This window comes from Dickeya sp. NCPPB 3274, from assembly GCF_000406205.1.
Taxonomy (GTDB): domain Bacteria; phylum Pseudomonadota; class Gammaproteobacteria; order Enterobacterales; family Enterobacteriaceae; genus Dickeya; species Dickeya fangzhongdai.
In genome coordinates this window covers 469,710-493,694 of the sequence record NZ_CM001979.1, presented here as the reverse complement: position 1 = coordinate 493,694, position 23,985 = coordinate 469,710, and the positions used below count along the sequence as shown (strand labels likewise).

Here is a 23,985-nt window from a genome sequence, read left to right as displayed (position 1 = left end):
TCATTAATAAAATCAAAAACAATCACAATCGGAAAACAATAAATCGATTGCTATTAAAACTATCATTCTGATATAAATGCAAAAAAAATGGAATTCTAATACAACCTCTGGGATACGTATGGCTAATATTATTTACCTGACACTAAATGGAAAAAAACAAGGTTTAATCTCTGCCGGGTGCTCTACATTTTCATCAATAGGCAATAAATATCAATCTGGCCATGAAGATGAAATTTTTATTTATGAGTTCTTTGGTCATTTAAACCGTGCCGGTAACGTGTCCTTTCTGCCTATACAGATAAAAAAGCCGATTGATAAATCCACGCCGTTAATTGCACAAGCACTCAATGACAACGAGACGCTAACCTGTGAATTTTCATTCTATCGAACCAGTACCACGGGTGGTAACGAACTGTATTTCAAAATAAAACTACTCGGTGCCATTATTACCGATATCAGTTATGTTTACCCGAATTCATTAACAGACAACGGTGAACAACCACACGAAAGTGTACACTTCAAATTCCATACCATTGAATGGGAACATGTTGTCGCCAGAACTAACTCATACCTGTTCTGGAAAGACGCCGCAAGTTAACGGCCAGCAATGATAAGTTATCTGGTACCTCACCAATGGGCGGATATTCCTAAAAAAGGGACTCTATGGCGTTACAAGGAAAGTTCATCGTCAATAATGCTGACTACTCACCGCTGACGCTGTTGGGCGTTGGCACGTTTATGGCGTTTTCTGGTGATAAAATCTATCGAAACCGGGGAGGATGTACCGATGTACCCGAAGCAGGACCTATTCCTGAAGGACGCTATTGGATAGTGGACAGGCCAACCGGTGGGATTCGCTCGCAAGCTACAGCTTGGTTAAAGGACTCATGGAATACAGTATGGGGTTATGATTCTAATCACTCCGAATGGTTTGCTTTGTATAGAGATGATGGTCAGATTGACGATTATACATGGATAAATGGTGTCAGGCGGGGGAATTTTCGGCTACATCCCATTGGCGGCCAAGGAGTATCTCTTGGTTGTATTACGCTCCAACATTATTCTGACTTTGCAGCTATTCGTGCAGCATTATTAAGGACAAGAAAACAGCCTGTACACAATACCGGTTTGGAAGCCTACGGAATTATTGAGGTTATCACTTATGGCAACACTTGCCCGTAGGGTACTTAAGACACTGCTATTCCTCACACTTTACTATTTATCACTGAGGTATATTCACCCTTATCCGATAACATTCACGCGGAACATGACCGACCGGCTTGTCACGGTTGCCAACAGTCTGGGGTTCCGTGATCCGGAGTGGTTTTACCTGCTGGCAATACTGCTGATTAATATCATTATCACTGTAGTATTATACGAGCTATTTATGCGAGCATGGATAAATCCTCAATTAAGAAAAAACATTAATCGGTTAGAATAGTGAGATAATAACAATGGCAACATTTATTCGTAGGGCATTTAAGACACTATTATTTATTTCCTTATTTCTTCTGTCTATTCGTTATGTTCATACTTACCCCGTTCCACTGACTCGAAAGCAAACTGATTTGTTAGTGACACTATCGGAAAAAGCTGGCTGGAAAGACCCAGAGCTGTTCTATATCACAGTGATGTCAATCATCGATCTTATCGTCACCATTCTCGTTTATTTAGCAATCATAAAACTCTGGCGTTATTATCACACCTCGCGCTCAACACGTCAGCCGTCATCGAAATAACGATAGCCGCCCACCGCTTCACGCTTTGCCGCCAGCCTGAAAACGCTGCCGGTAACCGCTTGGCGTGACGCCGAATGCTTGATGGAACACCACGGAAAAATAGTTGCTGTCGTCAAAGCCGCATTCGGCCGCCACTTCGCTGATGGTCTGGCGATTGTGGCGCAGCAGCTCCATCGCCCGGCACAGCCGCAACTGGCGCAGATACTGCGCAACGCTCATGCCGGTCTGCTGTTTGAAGCGACTGCGCAGGCTGCGCATGCTGATGTCATGCAACTGACAGAAATCCTCCAGCCGGAACGGCCGGGCGATGCTGGCGCGTAACGCATTCATCAGCAGGTCCAGCTGTTGAGCATCCGCCAGTTGCGTACTGTCCGGCGCGTAGCGATAACGTAGCGCCAGCAACGCAATCTGCAACAGCAACACTTCGCTCAGTTGCAAGGACAACGGGTCCGATTTCATGCATTCCTGCGTCAGATTTTCCACTTTGTCGCGCAAGATATCCATGCTCTGGGTCGCCAGCCGCCAGTAGCGCTGCTGCTGCGGCACCTCGCCGCCCGGCAGCAGGTTTTGCCAGTCGGTGGGCAGAGTCAGGCGGTCACGGATATAGAGGATATTGTCCAGCTCCAGGTCATGCACCGATTCGTAGCTGTGACGATCGCGGGCCGTGACGTAGAACAGGTCGCCGCAGGTAATACGGTAGGGAACATCATTCCACAGGTGCAGGCCATTGCCGCGCCAGACGATCACCAGTTCGTCGAAGTCGTGATGATGCAACGGAAACACCGGCTGCGGGCTGCGCTCCGCCACCGTGACCGTATTCTTGTCGGTAAGAAAGTAATCTTCCGTTTGTAACTTCAACCCGCGGGATGGCACAGCCTGTCGCCCCTATAACGCCTACTGGGATAGGCTCTTAGTCCTCACACAGCGCCTGATGGCGCAACGTTTTGGGGGCCAGCGAAAAGGCTTTGCGAAACTGCGTGGAAAAATGATTGCTGTCGCTAAAGCCGCAATCATGGGCGATGGTGGTGATGGAGTCATCGCTGTGCTGCAACCGACGCCGGGCTTCCAGCAGCCGCAAACGATTCAGATAGCGCTGCGGCGTCATGCCGGTGTGCTGCTTCAGTTGCCGGTGCAGCGTACGCAGCGACAGCGAAAAGCGGTCCGCCAGCGTTTCCCAATCCACCTCTTCACAAAAGTTGTGCTGCAACCAGCCCAGCAACGCCTGGATGCCCTGCTGTGCACTGCCGTCGCCCTGCGTCTGGAAACGCTTTTGCCGCAGCAGCACCAGAATCTGCAGGAACAGACTTTCGCTGGCGGCGATATCCTCCGGCTGATCGTGATGCGCCAGCGCCGCCAGTTGCAGAATCAACTGTTTGACCTGCTGCTGGGCGGCGGCGTTCACCTGCCACTGCCCCAGCCACTCGCCATTGGCGCCATACGGCAGAAACGGCGCGATGTCCGACAGAAATCGAAACCCGCGCGGCGACCGATACAGCACATTGGTCAGGTGCAGTTCCTCCACCTGTTCAAACAGATGGCGATCGTTGTCCCGCACGAAAAACACCGCCCCGCTGCACAGGGCAAAAGGCTGGTCGTTGAACACGTGCACACCGGCCCCCTGCTCCACCAGCACGATTTCCCAGAAGTCGTGATAATGCTCAGGAAAGGCGCATTGCGGCATACGAGGTTCCACCGCCACCGTCGCCGCTTGTGAAGCAAAAAACTCTTCGCCATGAAGTTGTGTCATGTCGCGCTCCTCCCCTCAGCCTGACGCATCCGCATGTCCGGATAGTAGTCAGAAGGCAGGCCCCCGCGCCTTAAAATAGCGCCGCGACATCGCCGTCGCGAGGTCATTTTTTCAAGATCCGGCGGTTAAATCACTGAACTGTGTGCAGGATCACAAGCATTTATACCCGGTTATTACAGGGTTACAGGCCGGCTATCGCCATAAACTGTGAGCCGATTCACAGTCAACTTTGCCATTTTGCCAACCCCATTTTTCAGATGGCACTCACCCAAAGGTGCCGCCGTTCCAACTCTCCTACACTGCCGAACACAGTCACAAACACACCATAACGACAACGGAGAGAACGGCAATGGCGGTCAGGCATTACGTAGCGGTCGATCTCGGCGCATCCAGCGGACGGGTGATGTTAGCGTCGCTGGAGACCGAAACCCGGCGGTTGACGCTGGCGGAAATTCACCGTTTCAACAATCCGCTGCGGCACTGGCAGGGGCATCATCTGTGGGATCTGGACGAACTGGAGCGCCATATTCGCCACGGGCTTGAAGCCGTCGATGCGCGCGGCATTCACCCCGTCAGCATCGGTATCGATAGCTGGGGCGTAGACATGGTGCCGCTGGACCGGCAAGGCAACCGGTTGGGCCTGTCTTACTCCTATCGCGACCACCGCACCGACGGCCAGATGGCGCAAGTCATCGCCGAACTGGGCCGCGAGCGCCTCTACCGGCAAACCGGCATCCAGTTTCTGCCGTTCAACACCCTTTACCAACTGCGGGCGCTGCGCCAGCAGGATCCGGACGTCTGGGGACAGGTGGCGCACCTGCTGATGATCCCGGACTACTTCCACTACCGGCTGACCGGCCAGATAGCCTGCGAATACACCAACGCCAGCACCACTCAGTTGCTGAATCTGGGCAGCGGCGATTGGGACCGCTGCCTGCTGGATTATCTGGGCGTGCCGCCCAACTGGCTCGCCGCGCCATGCCAGCCGGGCCGCCGGGTGGGCGACTGGGTAGCGCCCAGCGGCCGCGCCGTGCCGGTAGTGACGGTCGCCACCCACGATACCGCCAGCGCGGTGGTCGCCACCCCGCTGACCGACGCGGACAGCGCCTACCTCAGCTCCGGCACCTGGTCGCTGATCGGTATTGAAAGCCGTGAACCGCTGACCGGTCCGGCGGCGCTGGCCGCCAACATCACCAATGAAGGCGGGGTCGGCGGCCGTTACCGGGTACTGAAAAATATTATGGGACTCTGGCTGCTGCAGCAGGTGTGTCAGGAACAGCAGATCGCGGACCTGCCGGCGCTGCTCGACGCCGCGGCGGCGCAGCCGGGCTTCGTCAGCCTGATCAATCCGAACGACGAGCGGCTGATAAATCCGCCGTCGATGAGCGACGCGCTGTATGAACTCTGCCGCGAACACGGCCAGCCGCGGCCTGCCAATACCGCCGCGCTGGCGCGCTGCATTCTGGACAGCCTGGCGCTGTCCTACCGGCAGGGCCTGCTAACGCTGAGCGAGCTGCGCGGTGCGCCGCTGCGCCATCTGCATGTGGTGGGCGGCGGCAGTCGTAATAGCCTGCTGAATCAACTGTGCGCCGATGTCTGTCAGGTGCCGGTGCTGGCCGGTCCGACCGAAGCCTCGACCCTCGGCAACATCGGCTGCCAGCTGATGGCGCAGGGCGACGTGGCGGATCTGGACGCCTTTCGCCGTCTGCTCACCGACAACATCCCGCTGCAACCGTTTATCCCCCGACAGGATAGTGATTTTGCTGGTCACTGGCGCCGTTTTCAGGCGCTGTGCCAGGTTAACGAGGAGCTTACCGTATGAATACCGCGATAGAAACCGCCTGGCGGCTGGCCAGAGAACGTTACGCCCGACTGAATATTGATGTGGATGCCGCGCTGCGCCAACTGGATCAGATTCCGGTCTCCATCCACTGCTGGCAGGGCGACGACGTCGCCGGCTTCGAGCACGACAGCGGCGCGCTGACCGGCGGTATTCAGGCCACCGGCAACTATCCCGGTAAAGCGCGCAACGCCGCTGAACTGCGCGCCGACCTGGAGCAGGCGTTTCGCCAGATTCCCGGCCCGAAACGGCTGAATCTGCACGCCATCTATCTGGAATCGGATACGCCGGTGGCGCGTAACGCCATCGAGCCGCACCACTTCAGTCACTGGGTAGCCTGGGCCAAAGAACATCAACTGGGGCTGGACTTCAACCCCACCTGTTTTTCGCACCCGCTTAGCCGCGACGGTTTTACCCTGTCGCACCCGGATGAGAACGTGCGCCGTTTCTGGATTGAGCACTGCCAGGCCAGCCGTCGTATTTCCGCCTGGTTCGGCCAGGAACTGGGCACCGCTTCGGTGATGAACATCTGGATTCCGGACGGCATGAAAGACCTGACCGTCGACCGGCTGGCGTTCCGTCAGCGGCTGCTGGCGTCGCTGGACGAGGTGATCGCCGAAAAACTGGACCCGGCGCATCACATCGACGCGGTGGAGAGCAAACTGTTCGGACTGGGGGCGGAAAGTTTTACCGTCGGCTCCAGCGAGTTTTACCTGGGCTACGCCACCAGCCGCCAGACCGCGCTGTGTCTGGACGCCGGACACTTCCACCCCACCGAAGTGATTTCCGACAAAATCTCCAGCGCCAGCCTGTTCGTACCGCGCCTGTTGCTGCACGTCAGCCGCCCGGTGCGCTGGGACAGCGACCACGTGGTGCTGCTGGACGACGAAACTCAGGCCATCGCCCACGAAGTCGTACGCCACCGGCTGTTCGATCGGGTGCATATCGGGCTGGATTTCTTCGATGCTTCCATCAACCGTATCGCCGCCTGGATTATCGGCACCCGCAACATGAAAAAAGCGCTGCTGCGCGCGCTGCTGGAACCCACCGAGACCCTGCGCACGCTGGAACAAAACGGCGACTACACCGCTCGGCTGGCGCTGCTGGAAGAGCAAAAATCGCTGCCGTGGCAGGCGGTGTGGGAACACTACTGCCAGCAGCATGACGTCACGCCCGGCGGCGACTGGCTACAGTCCGTGCGTCACTACGAAAACACCGTTCTCTGTCAACGTTAAGGATTCGCCATGCAATCACTACTCACCTCCTGGTTTGTACAGGGAATGATCAAGGCCACCGGCGACATGTGGCTCAAAGGCTGGGATGAACGCAACGGCGGCAACATCAGCCTGCGTCTGACCGTGGACGACGTAACGCCGTTCGAAAGCGACTTCTATCCGCAGCCGCGGCACGAAGCGCTGTCCCAGCCGATGCCGGAACTGGCGGGCTGCTGGTTTATCGCCACCGGCTCCGGCAAGTTCTTTCGCAACGTCCAACTGGACCCGGCCGACAGTCTGGCGCTGTTGCAGGTGGATGACGACGGCCGCGGTTACCGTATCTTCTGGGGGCTGACCCACGGCGGCCTGCCGACCTCGGAGCTGGCGGCGCATTTTCAGTCGCACATCGTGCGCATGAACGTCAGCGGCGGGCGGGATCGGGTCATCATGCACTGCCACGCCACCAACCTGATCGCCCTGAGCTACGTGCTGGAACTGAATAGCGCGGCGTTTACCCGCGAGCTGTGGGAAGGCAGCACCGAATGTCTGGTGGTATTCCCGGACGGCGTCGGCATTGTCCCGTGGATGGTGCCGGGCACCGACGCCATCGGCAGCGCCACCGCCGAACAAATGCAACACCATTCGCTGGTGCTGTGGCCGTTTCACGGGATCTTCGGCACCGGTCCGTCGCTGGATGACGCCTTCGGTCTGATCGATACCGCCGAAAAATCGGCAGAGGTAATGGTCAAGGTGCGTGCGATGGGCGGGAAGAAGCAGACGATTTCAACTGAAGAGTTGATCGCGCTCGGCGAGCGATTTGGGGTCACGCCGATGGCGTCCGCCTTACGTGTCGGGTAAATGGCGCTATGTTGGGTAAATAGCGTCATGCCGGGTAAAGAGCACCATGCCGGGTAAATGGCGTCATGCCGGGTGAATATCACCATCAGGATACCATGCGGGCAGAAACGCCGTCGGGGTTCACCGGTAATGGTGAAAAGCAGGCGGAACCCTGGCGTCGTCTGCCGGCATGGAACACAAGGATGTTTCCCGCCGAATGCGGGCCACTGTCACTGTCTACAGGATGACGACTATGTTGAAAAAAGCCTTTGTGATGCAGGTCTTCCCGGATTGCCACGAGGAATACCAGCGTCGCCACAACCCAATCTGGCCGGAACTGGAAGCGGAACTGAAAGCGCACGGCGCACACCATTACAGCATCTTCCTCGACCCGGCGCGCAACCTGCTGTTCGCGTACGTGGAAATCGAATCGGAAGAACGCTGGAACGCCGTCGCGCAAACCGACGCCTGCCGGCGCTGGTGGAAATACATGAAAGAGGTGATGCCCGCCAACCCGGATAATAGCCCGGTCAGCGCCGAGCTCAAGGCGGTTTTTTATCTGGATTAATTCGCGCCGGCACGCCTGCCGCTAAAATCCACATCGCTAATCATACGATTATTTATTTTGTATGAAATTGTCTCGCAAATAAAAAATTTCCTTTATACCCAATGACTTGAAACGCAGGACAAAGCACCCGCATTTTGCACCACGCGAGGCGCTGCTCCTGCAACCTGCATTATTTTGGGCATATTCACAAAAAGTACAAAAAATCATAAATCGGCATCACAAAATCACTATTCAAAAAATAAAAAACAATTCGCCAAAATGACGACTCCCGCTATGAAGGGAATAAATTTTTGAATTACCCTGCCGTTATTAAAGATACTTTCCCTTGCCAAGAAAAAAACTATGAAAAAATTCTCGCAATTAACCGTCTTTTCCAAGCTGCTGTTCGGTTTTTCCGTGCTGATCGTTATGATGTTGCTGATTGGCGCCGTTTCCATCTATCAACTCAGCGCCAATAATGATCGTATCGACGCCTACCGCGACAATCGCCTGCCGGGGGTGCGCTATACGCTGGAAATGCGTGGCGTCCTGTCTGAATTGCGTCTGCAGCAGATACAGTACATCTCTTCCAAAACGCCCGACGAGCGAGAGGGCCATCGCAAGGAACTGTTGCAGAATCAGGACGTATTTCTGAACGCCCAGGCCAATTACGCCAAATTGGTGAAGAACGACGCACAGGACAAACAAGCGCTGTTCAGCCAGGTAACGGATAATTTCAAGAATTTCGTGGACGTCAACGCCAAGGTAATTGACGCGGTCAACAGTGAAAAACTGGACGATGCCAGCAAAATCAGCGGCGCGGTTTCGGCTAAATACCGCACCCAGTTGATGAAGGATCTGGCGAAACTGGTGGAAATGGAGATCGCCAGCGGCGATCAGGCCGCCGTTGAGGCAGCAACGGGTTATCGTACCGCGCTTTATATTCTGTCCGGTTTGTTACTGCTGGCGCTGATCGCAACCGGCGTTATCGCCACGCTGATTGCCCGCAACCTGTCCCGTCAGCTTGGCGGCGAGCCGGCCTATGCGGTATCGATCATGAACCAGATCGCCGCCGGGCACCTCAATACCGCCATCAACCTGCGCGCTGGCGACACCCAGAGCCTGCTGGCCACCATGAAGAACATGAATGAAAAGCTGGCTGACATCATCCACAACATCGTGAACGGCAGCGAATCCATCTCGCTGGCGGCCAGCGAAATCGCTCAGGGCAACAGTGACCTGTCGCAGCGTACCGAGGAACAGGCGGCGTCGCTGGTGCAAACCTCCTCCAACATGCAGCAGATCACCGAAACCGTGAAACGCAACGCCGATAACGCCCATCAGGCCAGCGAACTGGCGCGTCAGACGTCGCAAACCGCGGTGCACGGCGGCAACGTGGTGGACGACATGCTCAAGCGTATGCATGAAATTTCCGACAGCTCGCAGAAAATCGTCAATATTATCTCGGTGATCGAAGGCATTGCCTTCCAGACCAACATTCTGGCGCTTAACGCCGCGGTGGAAGCGGCGCGAGCCGGTGAGCAAGGCAAAGGGTTCGCCGTCGTCGCCGGGGAAGTGCGCAATCTGGCGCAGAAGAGCGCGAACGCCGCCAAAGAGATCAAAACGCTGATCGAAGGCACGGTGGAGAAAATCACCGATGGCTCCCGCCACGCCGACACCGCCAGCCACGCAATGGAAGAGATCGTCAGTTCGGTCACCAAGGTCACCGACATCGTGGCGGAAATCTCGATGGCGTCCAACGAACAGCATCAGGGGATCAAGGAAATCGGCATCGCCATTGACCAAATGGACCGCGTGACCCAGCAGAACGCCGCGCTGGTCGAGCAGGCCGCCACCGCCGCCCAGTCCATGACGGAACAGGGCGAGCAGTTACGCGACTCCGTGCGCTTCTTCCATCTGGAAGCACAGCAGTCTACGCTGCGCCTCAACTGATCCATCCCGCCGGGTCGTCGCGTCGACGGCCCGGTTTGTCGGCTTACCCTCTTCTCGCCTCGTTGTGGATTCGCGTCTATTTATCTGTCTTCTTATATGTCGTCAGGCAGGGTTTTCAGCGCCTGAGAGAGCGCGTCAGCGGTCTGGCGTAACGGCGCCAACAGGGTTTCCTCATCGATTTGGCGCAGCTTGGCCGAAGAAAGCGATAACGAAATGGCGTATTTCACGCGCTGATGCGCATCAAATACCGGCGCCGCCATGCAGGACACGCCGACTTCGTGCTCTTCCCGATCGAACGCCACCTTGCGCTGGCGCACGTCTTCCAGCTCACGCTGCATGTGCCCCGGATCGGTAATGGTATACGGGGTCAGCTTGCGGATATGCGGTTGATGGCGACCCCAGTAGGAAAAGAGCGCGTCTTTGGTATCGTCAGCCAGAAACAGTTTCCCCATCGCCGAACTGAACAAGGTCATCTGCTGCCCGAGGTAAGCGAGGGTACGCAACATACCCGTGGTGGGCTCCAGCTTGTGGATCAGAATGCAGTAATCACCGTCGCGCCTGGAAAAATTGACGGTTTCTCCGGTCGCGGCGTTCAGCGCCTGCAGCGGCGGCGCAATCATCCGGATCACCTCAGGCGGCGCCAGCGATGTCAGCCCAACAGTAATGAACCTGGTGGTGAGACGATAACTGCCCGCGGCGGGCGCCGGGGTGACGTAACCACACGCCTGCAATCCCTGCAACAGGCGATGCACGGTGCTTTTGTTGAGCCGGGCCAGCCCGGCCAAATGCGCCAGCGGGCACCCGTTCGGGTAATTGCTTAAAATCTCAAGCAGCAGAAATCCCCGCAGCAGGCTTTGGTTCCCCGCGGGTTTGTCATGACCGCGCGATATCGTTTCCATGCATCGCTCCCTCTGGCTAAACATTAGCGCCTATCGATACCACGATTCAGCGCAACATGACGTGATCCCGACCCGCTCTGCTTCACATCGTCAGAAAAAAAGCCGCCTAGCGGCACGGACACTGTCTACGCGACGCGACAATAACTGACAATCATTTACAACGAAAAAGAAAAAATTATCCATTCCCGCAATACCGAATAAATTCGCGTCGCCTTTTTTATCTTCAAAAAAGAAGATAAAAATATTATCCGTTATTTATTCGATAAGAAAAATAATACACACCTGGAATAAAATCAGTCCAAAGGCAATTCACTTTCGGGATTAATCGTCTTAACTAAAAATAAAACCCGCCGCTTGATGTGGTTTTATTGAAAATAAATTTCATCATCGGACTGGTATTGTCAGGTTATTGTTGCTATACATTTAGACAGTGTTGAAAATAAGGGTGATAGTCGAACCGTGACAGGACGACGACGTAAAAGGACAACAACACAACAGAAAAACACATTGTCACCCTGGTGATAATCGCTGTGTTAAAACGGGTAAGGATGCCTTTCCCTCCGGCGTATTTCCGCTGTACATACGATGATTTTTACAGAGAAATCCGATACTTAAACTAGAAGATAATTTGATAAAAATCATACTGTTAATTTTTTATGACATCACCCCACAGGCTTATCTGCTATCGCCTGCGGCGGCTGGCGTTTGCCATGAATAAACCAGACGGCGATCCATGATGCAGAACGACTGGTACCGTAAAAGCCAACGCACCTGCAACTTGAAGTATGACGGGTATATAAGAATAATGCTAAGCGGGACTGGGTAATATTATTACCTTCTGACCTGTCGTTATTTTCCTACAGCAGCAACCGACAGATGCCGTCATTCTTTTTTCTTATTATAGAAAGGATGACAGAGATAAGCCGCAGTAATTACTGCTCGGAATTATCTTATTTAACAGAAAAATCATTCCGAATAAGAACGGATGTGACAGTTCCGGTATCGGATAAATACGTGCCGTAAATATGCGATGCGTTAATTAGGCCGTGTCCCGCTATTTATCCGGCGAGGCACCTTCTCATTGTGAGTTATGTTCAACCTGGTAGAGAGAGTTCTATTGTGACGACGCTAAAACCTTTGCTCGCCAAAAACCGCAGTTGGGCACTGCAACGGCGGCAGCGCCACCCCCACTATTTCAGGAAGCACGCGCTGGTGCAAAAACCACATTCGCTGTGGATCGGCTGTTCCGACAGCCGGGTGCCGGCGGAAGTGCTCACCGGTTCCGATCCGGGCGAGCTGTTCGTGCACCGTAATATCGCCAACATGGTGAACCACGACGACGACAACTTCATGAGCGTACTGCAATACGCGCTGGAATACCTGAAAGTGTCGCGCATTGTCCTGTGCGGCCACTACGGCTGCGGCGGGGTGCAGGCGGCGGTCAACCTGCCGGACATGGGGCTGGTAAATGAAGATTCGCCGTTGTCCCGCCGCATCCGATCGTTGCGCGCCTCGCTGGCCCACCATATCGCCTTGCCGGACGACGACGCGGACGACGCGGCCCAACGCCAGAATCAACTGGTGGAAGCCAACGTGCTGGAGCAGTTCACCCGGCTGGTGAACGCGCCGCCGGTGCTGCAAGCCTGGCGCGACGGCGTCGAACTGGGCGTCTATGGCTGTGTTTACGACCTGCACAACGGCCATCTGAAAGAGCTTATTCATCAATACGCCGTGGAGGAATCGTCATGAACCTGAGTACGCTTCGGCAGGATATTCCCGCCGGTCTGGTGGTTTTTTTGGTGGCGCTGCCGCTGTGCCTCGGCATCGCCCAGGCCAGCGGTCTGCCGCCGTTCGTCGGCCTGCTGACCGGCCTGATCGGCGGGCTGGTGGTCACCCTGTTCAGCCCGTCCCGTTTCGCAGTCAGCGGCCCGGCCGCCGGGCTGGTCACCATTGTTTCCGGCGCCATCGAAACGCTGGGCTCGTTCTCCGCGCTGTTGCTGGCGATCATGCTGGCCGGCGTGTTGCAGTTTCTGATGGGGGTCGCCCGCGCCGGACGTTTCATTTCGGTGATTCCCGGCAGCGTCATCCGCGGCATGCTGGCCGCCATCGGTCTGCTGCTGATCATCCAGCAGTTCCCGCTGGCGCTGGGGGCGGACGCCAAAGCCAAATTCAGCAGTCTGTGGCAAAACCCGGCCGCGGCGCTCTCTATCGGCGCTATCGTCGTCGCGGGCGGCGGTTTGCTGCTGCAATGGCTGTGGGGGACCTCGGCGGTAAAAAATCACCGTTATCTGACCTGGCTGCCAGGGCCGCTGGTCGCGGTGCTGTTCGGCGGGGTATTCACCCTGTATGGCGCGCAGGCGATGCCGGAGATCCTCGGCAGCATGCCGCGCATCGTGCTGCCGGAATTCGCCAGCGTCACCGAGATGACCGATGAGCTGCTGCGCCCGGACTGGCTGGCATGGAGCAATCCGGCCGTCTACGCGGTGGCGGTGACGCTGGCGCTGGTCGCCAGCCTGGAAACCCTGCTGAGTCAGGAAGCGCTGAAGAAAATCAAGCCGCAGACGCCGCCCCCATCGCCGGACAAGGAACTACGCGCCCAGGGGATCGGTAATTTGCTGAGCGGTTTTCTCGGCGGCCTGCCCATCACGGCGGTGATCGTGCGCAGTTCGGTCAACGTCAACGCCGGCGCGCGCAGCAAAATCTCCATCCTGCTGCATGGCGCGCTGTTGCTGTTGAGCGTGCTTTACCTGACCGACCTGCTCAACGCCATTCCGCTGGCCAGCCTGGCGGCGGTACTGCTTTATACCGGCTACAAACTGGCGTCGCCGTCGCTGTTTGTCGAGCAGTGGAAGCAGGGCTGGCAACAGTTCGTGCCGTTTATCACCACCATCGTCGGCATTATCGCGCTGGGCATGCTGGCGGGGATCGCGCTGGGGATGGTGACGCAGTTGCTGATCAATTTCTACGGCAGCCACCGCAACGCGCTGCAGCTCACCCGCTACAGCGATCACTTCGTGCTGCGTTTCCAGCAGAACCTGACGTTTGTCCACAACCCGCGTCTGCAGGGCCTGCTGAACCGTATCCCGGCCAACAGCGTGGTGATCGTGGAGCACGATAACGCGGACTATATCGACCCGGATGTACAGGCCGTGTTGCAGGATTTCCGCGATAACGCGCCTGCGCGCGGCATCCGGCTGGCGCAGTGGCCAGTGTGAGATGAGCGCCGTGCCGACAACAGCCGGTACGGCGATTCGGGTAGGTAGCGCGCGTCAGGTCAGCCAGGGATGCCAGGCGCTGAATTGCGCGCGAACCTGCGGATCCAGCAGGGTCGGGTCGCCATTGACTTCCCCGGCCAGCTTGGCCAGAAAATCCACCAGCCAGGACGCATTGGCTTCGGCGATGCGTTTGCCTTCCGCCGTATTCATGGTTTCCGGCAAGCGCATCAGTTTGACGCGGAAGTGATCCAGCGTGTAGAGGCGATCGTCCAGCTCGCGATCGCAGGCGAACAGATCCTGCGGATCAAACAGCGGCCGCCCCATCATGCCCGCCACATAAAACACCCGCGCCAGCCCCAGCGCGCCGAGCGAATCCAGCCGATCGGCATCCTGCACGATTTTGGCTTCCAGCGTTTCCGCCGTAATGCCGGCGCTGAAGCTGTGCGCCTCAACCGCATGAAACAGCGCCGGATGTAATTCAGGGGGAAAATCAGGAAAATCCCGCGACAGAATACGTACCGCTTCTTCCGCCGCCATGCGCGAGGCCCGGCTGCGATCCGGGTGATTTTTCGGTATTAAAACAATGTCATGCAGCCAGGCGGCGGCGATAATCACCCGCAGGTCTCCCCCTTCCGTGCGCTGAATGTGCCGGGCGCTGTTCGCCACCCGCACCAGATGGTGGTGATCGTGCGCGCTATCCACGGAGTCCGCCAGATGCCGGGCGACGTACTGACTGAGCGTCTGTTCAAAACCAAGTAAATCCATGCCGTTCTCCTGCACCAATCCATTTAGATCACCACAGAATAGCCAAAAAGTAATGACAGCAACATGACTGATGTGGGCAGCGCATTTTTCAAAATTGATAATAAGCGGTAAAATTATTTTAAACAAAAAATGTTTACCCCGGTTTTGTCAATAAATAAACATTTACTTTCTCAACGACACATTATTATATTGAGGCGCTTATACGGTGCCGTAGCGTTTATTTTTCGTTTCCGCTTACGTCATTTTTTTAATTTACAAAACATGACCTGATATACCCTAAATAATTCGAGTGGCAGGACGGCGACGACGCAGCGAATCCCCAGGCGCTTACAACAGCAGGCGACCGGGGTGGCGGAGAAAACCGATGTCCCCGCAACTTGCGGCTATGGTGGGTTATGCTGTCAGGGGTATTTATCCCATGAGTCCGGTTTTGCTTTTTTTTCTTGCATTGGTGTTTATCGCCGATGGTTTGATGGTGTTCCTGATTCCGGTGCTGGTCTACGCCGAAACCCAAAGCCTGACCTACTCCGGTTTGTCTTATACCTTATGGTGGCTGCCGCGCATTGTGCTGATCCCGGCGCTGGGCGCGCTGATTGATCGCTGGGGCGTCCGCCCCATTTCTATCGCTTCCGACGCGGTCAAGGCATTTGGCTGCCTGCTGCTCTGTCTGGTGCTGAATTTTGCCGAACAACCGTTGACGCTGGCGTTGGCCTGCGGGCTGCTGGGCGCCGGGGTATCCATCGGCAACGCGCAAACTATCACCGCCGTGGAAAAGCTGATTGCCGCCCATAGCCGCCACATCGATCGGGATGCCAACCTGCTGACCCGGCTGGATTTACTCGGCATGGTGCTGGGGCCGTTGATTGGCATACTGTTGTATGAGTACGGTTTTCTGACGCTGCTGTATATCGCCGCCACATTCTATTTATGCAACGCTTATTATTTCCTCACCTCTCGCCTGTTTTCTTTCACCCCGGACCCGTCGTCGGAAAATAAAATCAGCTCGTCTCGCCCAGCGCCAAAAAAATTATTCCCGTTACTGATGATAATCAGAAATCCATTTATTATTTTGATGATCGTACTGGCGGCCGGAAATAATATGTTCGATGGGCTGGTCGAGTCCGGTGGCGCCGCCCTGATTGAAAATCAGATGGGGTTATCAGTGAAATATTTTGGTTTCATTGATATTTGCGCCGGCGCGGCAGGATTTTTATCCACGCTGGTTTACGGCGCGGCGCTCAGTCGCCTGAGCCGGGAAGCGCTGCTGGCGGCAGGACTCGGCCTGATTGTCGTCGCCTCGTTGCTGCTGACCACCACGCTCGACCACCTGGGGCCGTTTCTGACGTTCTACGCACTGGGCATCGTCGGTAAGGTTTTCACCGGCAATATCCTGCGCACCCTGCGCCTGACGCTGATTCCCTACGAACGGCTGGCCAGCGTTTCCTCGCTGATCCTGATGCTGAACCAGTCGGTGCTGCCGCTGATGGGCGTATTCCTGTTTCTGTCCGAACGCTACGACTGGCCGCTGACCTGGTTCATGCATATCGCCATCGCGCTCTCACTGCTGGCCGGCATCGGGCTGCTGATCGGTCTGCGGCGCAAACTGGCGGACGCATCGCTGCCATCGCCCCGCCCCGACCACTCCGGATGATGCCTCGTTCCGCCACGCCCGCTGGCGGAACGTATCAATATATGTCCAACAGTATGAAAATTTTATAAAAATGAAGCGGCTTCCACTATCGCTTCCCTTTCCGTCGCCAGCGGTTGCGGGTGAAATAAGCAGCGGCAGCGCGCGCGGAATCAGGGTAGCCGTATCGGCTGATAACACGAATTCATACAATCACATCCAGTAATCACCGCACAGAATGCAAAAGAATATGTACGTCTGGTTACGAATCCGCCATCGCCGCGTTGATCACAACGCTATGCCATGCACTTAAGATGGTGACGCGATGATTGCCGTGTTCGCCGCAGGCGGCCGTGGCGACGGCAGGGCCGATTGGCGGCGTTGCCTTCTTACTCTCAACCATCTGGAGACAATATGTTACGGACAATGTGTCTGGTAGCCTGCCTGATCAGCACCGGTGCGCTGGCAGCGGAAAGCGCCGATCTGGCATCACTGGTTAACCAACGCCTCGGCTACATGAAGGATGTGGCGGGTTACAAAGCGGCTCATCATCTGGCGATTGAGGATCTGCAACAGGAAGACAACGTACTGAAAGCCAGCCGACAGCAGGCGACGCAGTACGGGCTGGACGCCGACTCGGTTACGCCGTTCATTCAGGCGCAGATGGATGCCGCCAAGGCGATTCAGTATCGCTACCGCGCCGACTGGCTGGCTGTGCCGGAGAAAGATTGGCAGCCGCGCCCGCTGGACGAGGTGCGCGCTCAAATCGCCAAACTGAACGGCGTGCTGCTACAGCAACTCGCCGATACCCTGCACAAACAGGGCGGCAGCCTGAGCCGGCTGAATCACGCAGCGTTTATGCACACCGTGACCCAGCAGAACCTCAGCGAGCACGACAAGGCGCGGTTGTACACCACGCTGAAGCAGGCCAGATTACAGAAGTAACCCTCAGACGGCGCGTTCCATGCGCGCCGTTTTACGCCGTCCGCACATCCCCTTATCCGCCATCAGGCGCGTCGCACTGGAATAGCCGTATGATGTTGAAGGAAATTGCGTCATACTCATTTATTGCGCAATTTTGCTGCGTCAATGTGACGTCCAGTGGAGACTCAACCACCATGAAAACCAAAACCGCCGCCGCCGATAGCCCGGACGAAAAAAGCCTCAATCTCGACCGTTTTGATCTCGCCATCCTGCGTTATCTCCAGTCCGACGCCTCTATCTCCAACGTGGCGCTGGCGGAAAAGGTCAAGCTCAGCGCGCCGGCCTGCTTGCGCCGAGTGGAACGATTAAAACAGATAGGGTTGATCAAAGGTTATGTCGCCCTGCTGAACCCGCAGGCGCTGAATGTCGGCATGGTGGTGTTAATCGGCGTGGTGCTTGACCGCTCGACCCCGAAAAGCTTTGAAGACTTTGAAGCGGCGGTGCAGAAAATCAGCGGCTGCATGGAGTGCCACGTGGTCACCGGCGAGTTCGATTACATCCTGATGATCCGCACCAAAGACAACCAGAGCTTCAACAAACTGCACGCCGAACAGTTACTGTTCCTGCCGGGCGTACGCCAGATCCGCTCGTTTATCGGCCTGCGGGAAGTGCTGTCGACGACGCAGTTGGTGTTTTAAAGGCGAGCACACAAACGATAACGCCGGGATATACCCGGCGTGGTACATCACAACGACACTCAGCCATTGCGGAAAATATAGCTGTAAGCGCTCAATGCCGGCGCGCCGCCGAGGTGGACGTAGAGCACTTTGGAGCCTTTCGGGAATTCGCCGTTGCGCACCATGTCGATCATGCCGTGCATGGATTTGCCTTCGTACACCGGGTCGGTCAGCACCCCTTCCAGACGCGCGCACAGGCGAATCGCTTCCAGCGTGCCGTCGTTCGGCAAGCCGTATTCCGGGCCGCCGTAGCGGGTATCCAGCACCACGTCTTCTTCAGTGATCTCGCGGCCCAGTTCCACCAGCCCGGCGGTGTTCTGCGCGATGCGCAGGATTTGCGCCTTGGTTTTTTCCGGCTTGGCGGAGGCGTCAATGCCGATCACGTTGCGGGAACGGCCGTCGGCGGCAAACCCGACCACCATACCGGCCTGGGTGCTGCCGGTTACCGAGCACACCACGATGTAGTCAAATTTGAAGCCCAGCTCTTTTTCCTGCTGGCGCACTTCTTCAGCGAAGCCAACGAAGCCCAGACCGCCGTAAGGGTGCTCGGAGCAGCCGGCCGGGATCGGGAACGGTTTGCCGCCGTTCTGCGCCGCTTCGTCCATCGCCTGCTGCCAGCTTTCGCGGATGCCGATGTCGAAACCGGCCGGATCGAGACGCACGTCGGCGCCCATAATACGCGACAGCTCGATATTCCCCACCCGGTCGTACACCGCGTCGGCGTAATTCACCCAGTTTTCCTGCACCAGAATACATTTCATGCCCAGATGCGCGGCGACGGCGGCCACCTGACGGGTCTGGTTCGACTGCACGCCGCCAATCGACACCAGCGTGTCGCAGCCCTGCGCCAGCGCTTCCGGAATCAGGTACTCCAGCTTGCGGGTCTTGTTGCCGCCGAACGCCAGGCCGCTGTTGCAGTCTTCACGCTTGGCGTAGATCTCCACATCACCGCCCAGGTATTCGCTCAGGCGTTTCATCGGGGTAATCGGCGACGGTCCGAAGGTTAAGGGATAACGCGGAAATTTTTCCAGGTTCATAGTCAGGCTCCGGTGGCTAACGTGGGTCAATCAGGCATCAGATGACTGCTTTCCGGCAGGAAAACCGCGTCATCGCTTACCCCTGATATTACAGAAAACCAACTTGATTTAAATTGCGTTTTTAATCATTAATTTTTTAAAAAATTAACCAATTTATCTTTTTATGAAACTTAAAATAAAAATAAAAACGAAAAATAGAAATAAAATTAAATCGCAGACTGACGCATTAAAACCGGTGCCGCTCAGCGCAGCGGCAGCCCGAAATCCTGCCGGCATTGCAGGTCGTATTGCTGCAACGCCTGCTTCAGGAAGGTGAAAAAGCTGTTGAGAATGGCGCTGCGGGGTTTACCCATTTCGGTTTGCAGTTGCAGCGTGCGCTGGCTCAGTTGATCCAGATTGACCGCCTTCATCGTCAGGCCATCGCGCCGGGCGCTGCACAGGATAGAGAAATGACTGCACACGCTGACCGCTGCCGGTGTGTTGCGCACATACTCGTACAACGAAGAAAAGTGATTACAGGTGAATACCGGTTCGATAAACACGTTGTTCATCCGGCAGGAGAGATCAAATAGTTGCCGAATGGTAGCGGACTGATCCGGCAGCACCACCGGCCAGGCGTTGAGATCCGCCAGTTGAAAATCCCGGCTGGTCAGCGGGTGGTCCGCCGCCATGAACACCAGCACCGGCGCCGGAAACGACGCCAACACCTCCACGCCATGCTCCGGCGCCAGACTGAATTTGATGGCGACGTCGCATTCGCCGTTACGCAGCAGTTCCGGCACCTGCCGGGCGCTGCCGACCGTCAGGTAAAAATTGACGCGCGGGTGCTGTTCGCGAAAGCGCGACATGAGAGCCGGCAGTAGGTTGAGCGCCAGCCCGTCGGTACATACCACCCGCAGGGTAGTCTGGCGCGCCGACTTCATACCTTCGATTTCCGCCATCGCCAGTTCCATGTCGGCCATACTGCGCCGCACATGATTCGCCAGAATGTGCCCGGCGTCGTTCAATACCATACCGCGGGTGCTGCGCTCAAACAGCGGCATACCCAGCCGGGTTTCCAGCCGCTGGATCTGCCGGCTGATGGCGGAAACCGCCACAAACAGCTGCTGACTGGCGGCGCTGATGGAGCCGGTACTCACCACCGCCATAAAGTAACGAATTTCGCTATTGTGCATGGATTATCTCCGAGAGATAGAATCTTTCGGAAACGTTATGTCATCACATTCAGAATCCGAGAGGATTTCGGGCGAATTAACCTCATATTTTCTCTTTAATATCTACCGCTCCGCCCGACACAGGGAGGCTCAAACGCCGCCTCCCTGTGAACCCGGGCTGCTGGCTAAATTTTGCCGCTAACGCGGTCCCTTCGGAATACGCGGCCGCTTAACGGGCCGCTCGTGACGCGCTCCCGGCGCGGCACGAGCTTTCGCCGCGTCCATGCGGCTCACCCTACGGCCACTTATCCCTCAGCAAAATTTTTTACGCCAGAAGACAACACGCTAGTATCAAGATATGAGTGACATCTGCGAACTTACACCATTACCTGTTGATCTCTTAACTGCTTCACCTTGCTGCCCTCTTCCGCCAGATCCCAAAATAGGCCGCTCATGATTTGCAGCGCTTCGCACGCCACGTCCGCCAGCAGGTGTTCGTTGGGGGCGTGCTGGGAGCAGGCGGGATAGGAGTGCGGCACCCACAGCGTCGGCAGGCCGAGCGTGCGCAGGAAGCAGGCGTTGGGCAGGCCGCCGCCGAAGTTGGGCAGCACCGCCGCCTGCTTGCCGACCGAGCGCTCGATAGAATCCACGCCCCAGCGCACCCAGGGGTCGTCCGGGTCGATGCGGGTGGCTTCAAAACAGTTATCCGGTTTAACGATCTCCACATCTTCGAACCCGCAGGCATCAAGACGGCGGCGAATATGCCCGGCAAAATTATCGACATCGCTGCCCGGCACGTAGCGCATATGGCATTGCGCGCGGGCGCTGGGCGGAATGGCGTGTTCCGGTTTGTCCGGATTGCCGGTAACGAACGCCAGCACATCCAGCGTGTTCCAGCCGTATACCTTTTCCGCCGCGTTCAACCCCGGCTCGCCCCAGTGCGGATCGATAGCCGGGTCGCCCGGCGCGCCGCCAAGATCCAGATCCGATAACGCGCTGCGGATCGACGCCGACAGCGGCGGCGGCAGTAATTCCGGCACCAGAATACGGCCGTTGGCGTCCACCAGACAGCCGATGGCGTGCGCCAGCCGGATACCGGGGTTGCTTAACAACCCGCCCCAGTTGCCGGAATGGTGCGCGCCGTCGCGCAGCGTCAGTTGCAGGCCGAAGTTGAACACCCCGCGCGAACCGAGAAATAACGTCGGCCGGTCGGCGGATACACGCGGGCCGTCCGAGGCGATAAACAGGTCCGCCGCCAGCCAGTCGCGGTATTGCTGACACACCGCCTCCAGGCCGGGAGAACCGCACTCTTCGCCCATTTCCAGAATCAGCTTCACGTTGTAGCCCAGCCGGCCGCCGCGCGCCTCCAGCACCAGCGCCAGCGCCGCCAGATTGATGGTGTGCTGGCCTTTGTTGTCGGCGGTGCCGCGCCCGTACCAGCGGTTGCCGTCCGGCGTCAGTTCCCACGGCGACAGCCCGCTGCGCCAGCGCGACGCGTCCCCCATCACCACATCGCCGTGACCGTAGCTCAGCACCGTCAGCGCCGCGTCCGGTTCAATGCGCCGCGCCAGCAGGAATGGCCCGCGGTCCGCCACCGGGTTGGGAACAATCCGGCACTCGAACCCCATCTCTTGCAACAATGGGATCATCTCGTCGGTTAGGTAATCCATCAGCGCCGGCGCGCGATCCGCGTTCTGACTTTCGGTCTGGCAGGCCACCCGGCGCGCCAGAGTGTCGCGAAATGCGCCGGATTCGAAATACGCCGCCGCGGCTTGCATCATCTCTTCACGTGTCATCATCTGTCCTTTTTTGTTCACGCCATACCGGCCTTGCGGCTTACGCCGCCCCAATATCCGGAATGCCCAGCCCCGGCTCCGGCGTCAGTACCGACGCCAGCAGCGCGCGGGTATAAGGATGCTGCGGCGCGCCGAACACCTGCTCGCGGGTGCCCTGCTCCACAATCGTGCCTTTACGCATCACCGCCACGTGATCCACCAGATGTTCCACCACCGACAGGTTGTGGCTGATGAACAGGTAGGTGAGGCCGAATTCTTTTTTTAGCGTCAGCAGCAGATTGAGGATCTGCGCCTGCACCGACACATCCAGCGCGGAAGTCGGCTCGTCGCAAATCAGGATCTCCGGCTGCAGGATCAGCGCGCGGGCGATCGCCACCCGCTGACGCTGACCGCCGGAGAGCTGGCCGGGATACTGGCCGTGGGTACGCTCCGGCATCCCTACCACGTCCAGCATCTCGCGCACCCGTTGCTTGCGCTCTGCCGGCGTGCCGATGTCGTGCAGCCGCAGCGCCACCTCTACGATATCCGCCACCGTGCGGCGCGGATTGAGCGAGGAATAAGGATCCTGAAAGATCGGCTGGATGCGCGACGCCAGCTCGCGGCGATCGCCGGCGTCGATCTCGCGCCCTTCGATCAGCACGTTGCCGGAGGTCGGCGCCAGCAGGCCGAGCAGCATTTTCGCCAGCGTGCTCTTGCCGCAGCCGGACTCGCCCACCAGCCCCAGCGTCTCGCCCCGGCGAATGCGCAGCGACACATTGTCCACCGCGCGGATCTCGCCGGGCCGTGAGAACAGCCCGCGATTAAGGCGAAACACCCGGCTTAACGCGCACAGTTCCAGCGCGATATCGTCGTTGCCTGGAATGTGCGGCAGCGGGCGACCGCGTTCTTCCGTCATCTGGCTCATACCGGCTCCTCCGTCATCAGCGCATCGACACAGCGCACCGCGTGCTGCTCAGTCACCGGCACGTAGGGCGTTTCCTGCGCGCAGCGATCGCGGCACTGGCTGCAACGGTTGCGAAACGCGCAGCCGTGCTGCGGGCCAATCAGGCTCGGCACCACGCCGGGAATGGCGTGCAGCGGCTCACCCGGCACGGTGCGCCCGGCTACCGGAATGCATTCCAGCAGCCCGCGGGTATAGGGGTGACACGGCTGATGAAACAGCTCCATCACCGGCGCGGTTTCCACCACCTGCCCGGCGTACATCACCGCCACCCGGTCGGCGATGCGCGCCACCACGCCCAGATCGTGAGTAATGAAGATAACCGCGGTGCCGAACTCCTGTTGCAGTTCACGCAGCATCCGCAGGATCTGCGCCTGAATGGTAACGTCCAGCGCAGTCGTCGGTTCGTCGGCGATGATCAGTTCCGGGCCGCACATCAGCGCCATGGCGATCATGATGCGCTGGCGCAGGCCGCCGGAGAGCTGATGCGGGTACTGCCGCAGCCGCTCCGCCGCCATCGGGATGCCGACGCGATCCATCAGGTACACCGCCCGTTCGCGCGCCTCGGCTTTAGAGACCTTGCGGTGCGCCAGCAGGGTTTCGCACAGTTGGTCCCCCAGCGTGAACGACGGGTTGAGCGAGGTCATCGGCTCCTGAAAGATCATCGCCATCTGGTTGCCGCGCAGCGCCGTCCGTTCACGCGGGCGCAGCGACAGCAGGTCGGTATCCCGAAAGCGCAGCGTATCGGCGGTGCGCACCGCGTTGCGCGGCAGCAGGTCCATCAGCGCCAGCGAGGTCATCGACTTGCCGCAGCCCGACTCCCCCACCAGGCACAGCATTTCGCCGCGCCGTACCGAAAAATCGATGCCGCGTACCGCGTGCAACGTGCCGCGCGGCGTCGTCAGATCGACCCGCAGGTTCTTCACCTCCAGCACCACCTCGTCCGAGCGACTGGCCGACGGGGTTGTCTCAACAGCAGAATGCATAGCGATCTCCTTAGCGCCTATCCCACTA

General features: G+C 57.6%; 21 protein-coding genes. 12 read left to right on the top strand and 9 right to left on the bottom strand.

Annotated features, from left to right (window positions below; all coding sequences use genetic code 11):
- Positions 1 to 118 precede the first annotated feature (118 nt).
- Positions 119 to 598 carry an Hcp family type VI secretion system effector gene (locus DXX3274_RS02910; RefSeq protein WP_042858478.1) on the top strand — a complete coding sequence of 160 codons (480 nt, stop codon included), beginning with the start codon at positions 119 to 121 and terminating at the stop codon, positions 596 to 598.
- A 65-nt stretch (positions 599 to 663) separates the two neighbouring features.
- Positions 664 to 1,182 (top strand): DUF2778 domain-containing protein, encoded by a 519-nt coding sequence (locus tag DXX3274_RS22590; RefSeq protein WP_071603898.1) that lies wholly within the window; start codon positions 664 to 666, stop codon positions 1,180 to 1,182.
- A gap of 575 nt (positions 1,183 to 1,757) precedes the next feature.
- On the opposite strand, the gene rhaR is transcribed toward DXX3274_RS22590, so the two are convergent.
- Both rhaR and rhaS read right to left on the bottom strand, forming a co-directional pair.
- A complete protein-coding gene (gene rhaR / locus DXX3274_RS02900) occupies positions 1,758 to 2,612 on the bottom strand; it encodes an HTH-type transcriptional activator RhaR (RefSeq protein WP_042858477.1) in 855 nt (284 codons plus the stop codon).
- A gap of 37 nt (positions 2,613 to 2,649) precedes the next feature.
- The gene (gene rhaS / locus DXX3274_RS02895) at positions 2,650 to 3,486 is read right to left on the bottom strand and encodes an HTH-type transcriptional activator RhaS (protein WP_038917687.1); all 837 of its coding nucleotides are present in this window, start codon (positions 3,484 to 3,486) and stop codon (positions 2,650 to 2,652) included.
- Between the two features lie 349 nt (positions 3,487 to 3,835).
- Here rhaS and rhaB point away from each other — a divergent pair, with 349 nt between their 5' ends.
- The 5 genes from rhaB (at position 3,836) to DXX3274_RS02870 (ending at position 9,877) form a co-directional block, all read left to right on the top strand.
- Entirely contained in the window at positions 3,836 to 5,308 is a 1,473-nt protein-coding gene (gene rhaB / locus DXX3274_RS02890) for a rhamnulokinase (protein WP_042858476.1), read from the top strand.
- Entirely contained in the window at positions 5,305 to 6,561 is a 1,257-nt protein-coding gene (locus DXX3274_RS02885) for an L-rhamnose isomerase (protein WP_042858475.1), read from the top strand. Before rhaB ends, DXX3274_RS02885 begins: the two co-directional genes overlap by 4 nt.
- A 9-nt stretch (positions 6,562 to 6,570) precedes the next feature.
- Positions 6,571 to 7,398, top strand: a complete 828-nt coding sequence (rhaD, locus tag DXX3274_RS02880; RefSeq protein WP_042858474.1) for a rhamnulose-1-phosphate aldolase — start codon at positions 6,571 to 6,573, stop codon at positions 7,396 to 7,398.
- Positions 7,399 to 7,630: 232 nt separating this feature from the next.
- A complete protein-coding gene (gene rhaM, locus DXX3274_RS02875; RefSeq protein WP_042858471.1) occupies positions 7,631 to 7,945 on the top strand; it encodes an L-rhamnose mutarotase in 315 nt (104 codons plus the stop codon).
- A 342-nt stretch (positions 7,946 to 8,287) separates the two neighbouring features.
- Positions 8,288 to 9,877 carry a methyl-accepting chemotaxis protein gene (locus tag DXX3274_RS02870; protein ID WP_042858470.1) on the top strand — a complete coding sequence of 530 codons (1,590 nt, stop codon included), beginning with the start codon at positions 8,288 to 8,290 and terminating at the stop codon, positions 9,875 to 9,877.
- Between the two features lie 92 nt (positions 9,878 to 9,969).
- Here the strand turns inward: DXX3274_RS02870 and DXX3274_RS02865 are convergent, their stop codons facing one another.
- Entirely contained in the window at positions 9,970 to 10,776 is an 807-nt protein-coding gene (locus DXX3274_RS02865) for an IclR family transcriptional regulator (protein WP_042858467.1), read from the bottom strand.
- A gap of 1,119 nt (positions 10,777 to 11,895) precedes the next feature.
- Between DXX3274_RS02865 and DXX3274_RS02860 the strand changes: the two genes are divergently transcribed.
- Both DXX3274_RS02860 and DXX3274_RS02855 read left to right on the top strand, forming a co-directional pair.
- A complete protein-coding gene (locus tag DXX3274_RS02860; protein ID WP_084478676.1) occupies positions 11,896 to 12,525 on the top strand; it encodes a carbonic anhydrase in 630 nt (209 codons plus the stop codon).
- Positions 12,522 to 13,991, top strand: a complete 1,470-nt coding sequence (locus DXX3274_RS02855) for a SulP family inorganic anion transporter (protein WP_042858466.1) — start codon at positions 12,522 to 12,524, stop codon at positions 13,989 to 13,991. Before DXX3274_RS02860 ends, DXX3274_RS02855 begins: the two co-directional genes overlap by 4 nt.
- Positions 13,992 to 14,045: 54 nt before the next feature.
- Here the strand turns inward: DXX3274_RS02855 and DXX3274_RS02850 are convergent, their stop codons facing one another.
- The gene (locus DXX3274_RS02850; RefSeq protein ID WP_042858465.1) at positions 14,046 to 14,756 is read right to left on the bottom strand and encodes an HD domain-containing protein; all 711 of its coding nucleotides are present in this window, start codon (positions 14,754 to 14,756) and stop codon (positions 14,046 to 14,048) included.
- A 418-nt stretch (positions 14,757 to 15,174) separates the two neighbouring features.
- Here DXX3274_RS02850 and DXX3274_RS02845 point away from each other — a divergent pair, with 418 nt between their 5' ends.
- From DXX3274_RS02845 to DXX3274_RS02835, 3 genes are all read left to right on the top strand, one after another.
- A complete protein-coding gene (locus tag DXX3274_RS02845; RefSeq protein WP_042858464.1) occupies positions 15,175 to 16,407 on the top strand; it encodes an MFS transporter in 1,233 nt (410 codons plus the stop codon).
- Positions 16,408 to 16,797: 390 nt separating this feature from the next.
- Positions 16,798 to 17,328 carry a chorismate mutase gene (locus DXX3274_RS02840; protein WP_042858463.1) on the top strand — a complete coding sequence of 177 codons (531 nt, stop codon included), beginning with the start codon at positions 16,798 to 16,800 and terminating at the stop codon, positions 17,326 to 17,328.
- A gap of 173 nt (positions 17,329 to 17,501) precedes the next feature.
- Positions 17,502 to 18,005: an Lrp/AsnC family transcriptional regulator gene (locus DXX3274_RS02835; protein WP_033568499.1), complete on the top strand. Its 504-nt coding sequence runs from the start codon at positions 17,502 to 17,504 to the stop codon at positions 18,003 to 18,005.
- 59 nt (positions 18,006 to 18,064) lie between these two features.
- On the opposite strand, the gene DXX3274_RS02830 is transcribed toward DXX3274_RS02835, so the two are convergent.
- From DXX3274_RS02830 to DXX3274_RS02810, 5 genes are all read right to left on the bottom strand, one after another.
- Positions 18,065 to 19,081 carry a 1-aminocyclopropane-1-carboxylate deaminase gene (locus DXX3274_RS02830; protein ID WP_042858462.1) on the bottom strand — a complete coding sequence of 339 codons (1,017 nt, stop codon included), beginning with the start codon at positions 19,079 to 19,081 and terminating at the stop codon, positions 18,065 to 18,067.
- Positions 19,082 to 19,323: 242 nt separating this feature from the next.
- Positions 19,324 to 20,256, bottom strand: coding sequence for a LysR family transcriptional regulator (locus DXX3274_RS02825; RefSeq protein ID WP_042858461.1), 933 nt, complete (start codon positions 20,254 to 20,256; stop codon positions 19,324 to 19,326).
- A 356-nt stretch (positions 20,257 to 20,612) separates the two neighbouring features.
- Entirely contained in the window at positions 20,613 to 22,031 is a 1,419-nt protein-coding gene (locus DXX3274_RS02820; RefSeq protein ID WP_042861820.1) for a M20 family metallopeptidase, read from the bottom strand.
- Between the two features lie 40 nt (positions 22,032 to 22,071).
- Complete coding sequence (locus DXX3274_RS02815) at positions 22,072 to 22,935, bottom strand: ATP-binding cassette domain-containing protein (RefSeq protein ID WP_042858460.1); 864 nt, start codon at positions 22,933 to 22,935, stop codon at positions 22,072 to 22,074.
- Complete coding sequence (locus DXX3274_RS02810) at positions 22,932 to 23,957, bottom strand: ABC transporter ATP-binding protein (RefSeq protein ID WP_042858459.1); 1,026 nt, start codon at positions 23,955 to 23,957, stop codon at positions 22,932 to 22,934. The genes DXX3274_RS02815 and DXX3274_RS02810 overlap by 4 nt, the downstream gene beginning before the upstream one ends.
- Positions 23,958 to 23,985: the final 28 nt, after the last annotated feature.